The organism is Aestuariivirga sp., assembly GCF_037139295.1.
Lineage (GTDB): Bacteria > Pseudomonadota > Alphaproteobacteria > Rhizobiales > Aestuariivirgaceae > Aestuariivirga.
In genome coordinates this window covers 1-3718 of sequence record NZ_JBAXGR010000192.1, presented here as the reverse complement: position 1 = coordinate 3718, position 3718 = coordinate 1, and the positions used below count along the sequence as shown (strand labels likewise).

Here is a 3718-nt window from a genome sequence, read left to right as displayed (position 1 = left end):
CCGAGGGCAAGCAGCAAGATCGCAACCTTCTCGCGGCCACCTCTTGTTGTGGACGATGACTGGAACTCCACAGCGAAACTCACGGATCTGCGGAAGGTCCGGCGACACTGGTGATGGTGATGCCTAGACGGCCATCCGCCTCGTCCACCACATAGAGGTCGCCAAGCGCCACTTCCCGACCATTGACGAGCATGCGTACGGGTGAACCAAGCCGCTCTTCCAGTGTCAAGGTCGTGCCGGGTGCTAGTCTCGCAACCTGAGACAAGGGCAACCGCGTTGATCCGATGACGATTTGAACAGATACCGGAATGCGCAATACCGCTCCGGGGATCGATTTGGCTTCGTTGGAAAAGGAAGCAGACTCTGCATGGCCGGGAGTAAGGTCAGGCAACTGTTCGCCCAGATTGGTCGTCATCATATCGTCCTGGCCTGGCCTTTGACGCTTCTAGAATGTCGGTTATGGCTTGCGGGAAAGTGATCAGGTGATCGCCGAAGCGATGGTAATGGCGAGCTTGTCACCGTTTCGCCCGAGTGTTGCTTCATAGGCCGCAACATCACCGCTCCAAACGATCACAGGTGACGAGGCTGTTGCTGTCAGGTTTATGAGTGTTCCGGGGCGCATGCCGGCAATGTCATCCACGGTCAATGTCTCCTGCCCCAGGGTGATCGCGAACTTGATCTCGGACCTCCCAACTTCCTCCTGCAGTCTGATGCGCTCTTGGACTGCCACCTCTCGACCCTGGTCCAGATTGTCTTGCGCGATCTGTTCTTCAAGTTCGTTCTGCAGAAAAATAAGCGATATCTCGCCGCTGTGGGTGAAGATATTCACGATGTAGCGAAACTGAGCGAACTGTAAACCTCGAGCCATCTCGGGTGCCTCTCTGCCATCAAAGAGACTGAAGGTTCTGCCAAGAGTCTCACTAAGCGCTAGAGCGAGTTGCTCGGCTATTGTTGCCTGTGCCAGATTCATGATGCGACGCTCGATGTTTGAAAGTGGCCTTTCGTGCATTTCAAAGGCGGGCTCAGCTCCAGTTCCGCCCATCGCTGCCTCAAGCAGGGCTGAAATCGCATCACGATCGATGAGCATCAAAGCCGTGAGTGAACCGCGCTGTGACTCAAACCTCAGCAATCCACGCTCCGGCTCGGATGGCATTGTCACATCAACAAGAATGCCATCCAGCGTAACGCGCCACGGTGCGGGTCGCAATGCGGAGAGTCCCCTTGCGCAGGCATCTCCAACTTTAGCTGCAAGCCTCGAAATTCCATGAAGTTCTGAAATTGCAGGGCGTGGCCGCGGTCGCAGGTGATTGATGTCGAGTGATCTTGCCACTTTATGCAGCCTTTGGATCAGTGGTGCCTGAATTCATCGTCTCCTGTTCAACCTCAGAGATGGTCGGTCGCTCATAGGCGGAAATCGTCTTGCGGCCATGTTCGAGGGCAACCTGAGGCATAGCTCCGTTCATGAAAGCAAGAAGCGTTTGCTTGATGATGACATAGAGTCGAACCCGTTTCTCCCGCACCGTCTTGACCTTCGTGGCGAGTGGTCCAAAGATTCCATAGGAGAAGAGAATGCCGGCAAATGTGCCGACAAGTGCTGCACCAATGAGATGTCCCAGCACTTCCGGGGGTTGATCCAGTGCGCCCATGGCCTTGATCACACCGAGCACCGCCGCAATGATTCCCAGCGCGGGCAGAGCATCTGCAATTGCTGACAGTGCAAAATAAACCTTCAGTTTGTCGCGCTGGATGGTCTGAATCTCCTCGTCCATCAACGCTTCAATCTCATGAGTGCGTGCATTCCCGATGATGATGAGCCGGCAGTAATCGCAGATGAAGTTCGTCAGGTCCTTCTCCGCAAGTATCTTGGGAAAGGCCTTGAATATTTCCGATTCTCCGGGATTGTCGACATGCACTTCCATCTCGGTTCGGGTCTTGGTCCGAAGTTCGCGCATGAGAGCGTAAAGAATGGCCAGGGTGTCCAGGTAGTCACGCGGCCTTGGCGTCGACTCCTTGATTGCTTCCATGATGGCCTTGAAGGAGTCCTTTACGACCTTCATCGGATTGGCCACGAAAAATGTCCCGATCGCCGAGCCAAGTATGATCACATATTCAAATGGTTGCCAGAGAACGCTGATATGTCCACCCATGGCTGCAAAACCACCAAGCAGGCAACCGAAGACGATGACCATGCCGATGACAAAAGTCATGAGTTCATATCTCCGCCAAGAGTTTCAATTCATCTCAATCGCTAGGATTTGCGGCTTGTGCGAGCCTGTTGTGCTGCTTCTTCAGGTCCGGGCAAGGAGTCGGCATCAGGCTTCCCGTAGAGGAGAGATCCATGGTTGGCACTGTGGCCACGTATCAGAACATAGCGCGCAATATCGGAAAGTCGCTCAGCGTCATCTCCGATCGTCCTGACGTGAAACGGGAAGCTGACTACTTTCTTGCCACCATCCGCACGGTAAAGTCAGCTGAGGAGTTTCTTAAAAACGATCGCATCTATAAGTTTGCCATGACTGCCTTTGGCCTGAAGGACATGATTTACGGCAAGGCATTTATGCGCAAAGTGCTGACCGAGGGCGTCGATGGATCGAAGAGCTTTGCGCTCCAGTTGGCCGATCCGCGGTTTCGCGAATTTGCTGAAGCCTTCAATTTCTCCCGCTATGGTGCAACTGCCACGGCATTTGACCGCGCCCAGAAGGGAACGGTCGATCGCTATCTGCGCATTCAGCTTGAATCTGATGCAGGCCAGAATGATGAGGGCGTGAAACTAGCACTCTATTTTCAGCGCAAGGCCTCGGACGTCACGAGCATCTATGGATTGATGGGCGATCCGGCACTCTACAAGGTTGTGCAGACAGCATTGGGTTTGTCGCCCGCCTATTCCAATACCGATGTTGACAAGCAGGCTGCATTTTTGCGCTCGAAGATCAATGTCGATGACCTCAAAGATCCGGTAAGGCTTGACAACTTCATCACCCGGTTTACGGCCAAATGGCAGGCAATCAATGGCGTCGCAGGCCAGAATGTACCGCAGATCGGCCTCGGTCGATCAACCCTCGCAAGCTTTGACAATTCGCTGTTGCTGAGCATGCAGCTTCTCAGGGGCTATGGACGCTGATGGACATGAACGCTCCGGTCGGCCTGTCCGGGCAACTGGCTCTCGCCCGCCGGTTGGAGACCATTGCGAACAACGTCGCCAATGCCGGGACCGTTGGATACAAGTCTGAGGCGGTAACGTTCGCAACTGTTGTCTCAAAGACGCAACCCTTCAACACCAGCTTTGTGTTTGATGGTGGACCGCATGTCGATGTATCGGGCGGGGGCTTTAAGAAGACAGGAAATCCGCTGGATGTGGCCGTGCGCGGCAATGGTTTCCTGGCGATTGGCACACCGTTGGGCACAGCTTACACGCGTGACGGCAGGCTTCAAATGCTGCCGACTGGTGACATCGTTACGCTTGAAGGGCATCCCGTCCTCGATGCTGGGGGGGCTCCATTGACAGTTGATCCGGATGGCGGCCCGCCTGACATTTCCAATGACGGGGTGGTCCGGCAAAATGGAAGAACCTTGGGATCTCTGGGTTTGTTCGATCTCGACCTGGGAAAAGGCTACAGCCGTTACGAGAATTCGGCCTTCGTTCCATCTTCGACGCCGGCACCCATTGATGATTTTACGCGCGATGGGATCGTCCAGGGCTTTACGGAGGATTCGAACG

5 protein-coding genes are annotated in these 3718 nt (G+C 54.7%); 2 read left to right on the top strand and 3 right to left on the bottom strand.

Going from position 1 to position 3718, the window contains the following annotated elements; all coding sequences use genetic code 11:
• Window positions 1–79: 79 nt before the first annotated feature.
• From WCJ41_RS20595 to motA, 3 genes are all read right to left on the bottom strand, one after another.
• Window positions 80–415 carry a FliM/FliN family flagellar motor switch protein gene (locus tag WCJ41_RS20595; RefSeq protein ID WP_336907709.1) on the bottom strand — a complete coding sequence of 112 codons (336 nt, stop codon included), beginning with the start codon at window positions 413–415 and terminating at the stop codon, window positions 80–82.
• Between the two features lie 63 nt (window positions 416–478).
• Window positions 479–1153, bottom strand: a complete 675-nt coding sequence (locus tag WCJ41_RS20590) for a FliM/FliN family flagellar motor switch protein (protein WP_336907708.1) — start codon at window positions 1151–1153, stop codon at window positions 479–481.
• Between the two features lie 178 nt (window positions 1154–1331).
• Complete coding sequence (gene motA, locus WCJ41_RS20585) at window positions 1332–2207, bottom strand: flagellar motor stator protein MotA (protein WP_336907707.1); 876 nt, start codon at window positions 2205–2207, stop codon at window positions 1332–1334.
• 131 nt (window positions 2208–2338) lie between these two features.
• Here motA and WCJ41_RS20580 point away from each other — a divergent pair, with 131 nt between their 5' ends.
• Together WCJ41_RS20580 and flgF are read left to right on the top strand one after the other, a co-directional pair.
• Window positions 2339–3121 (top strand): DUF1217 domain-containing protein, encoded by a 783-nt coding sequence (locus WCJ41_RS20580; RefSeq protein ID WP_336907706.1) that lies wholly within the window; start codon window positions 2339–2341, stop codon window positions 3119–3121.
• On the top strand, window positions 3121–3718 hold a 598-nt coding region (gene flgF, locus WCJ41_RS20575; RefSeq protein ID WP_336907705.1), incomplete at its 3' end, for a flagellar basal-body rod protein FlgF. The genes WCJ41_RS20580 and flgF, both read left to right, overlap by 1 nt.

Excerpts from the sequence above, each read along its gene's own strand:
- WCJ41_RS20595 (WP_336907709.1), bottom strand. The coding sequence starts at position 415 with ATGACGACCAATCTGGGCGAACAGTTGCCTGACCTTACTCCCGGCCAT.
- WCJ41_RS20590 (WP_336907708.1), bottom strand. The coding sequence starts at position 1,153 with ATGCCATCCGAGCCGGAGCGTGGATTGCTGAGGTTTGAGTCACAGCGC.
- motA (WP_336907707.1), bottom strand. The coding sequence starts at position 2,207 with ATGACTTTTGTCATCGGCATGGTCATCGTCTTCGGTTGCCTGCTTGGT.
- WCJ41_RS20580 (WP_336907706.1), top strand. The coding sequence starts at position 2,339 with ATGGTTGGCACTGTGGCCACGTATCAGAACATAGCGCGCAATATCGGA.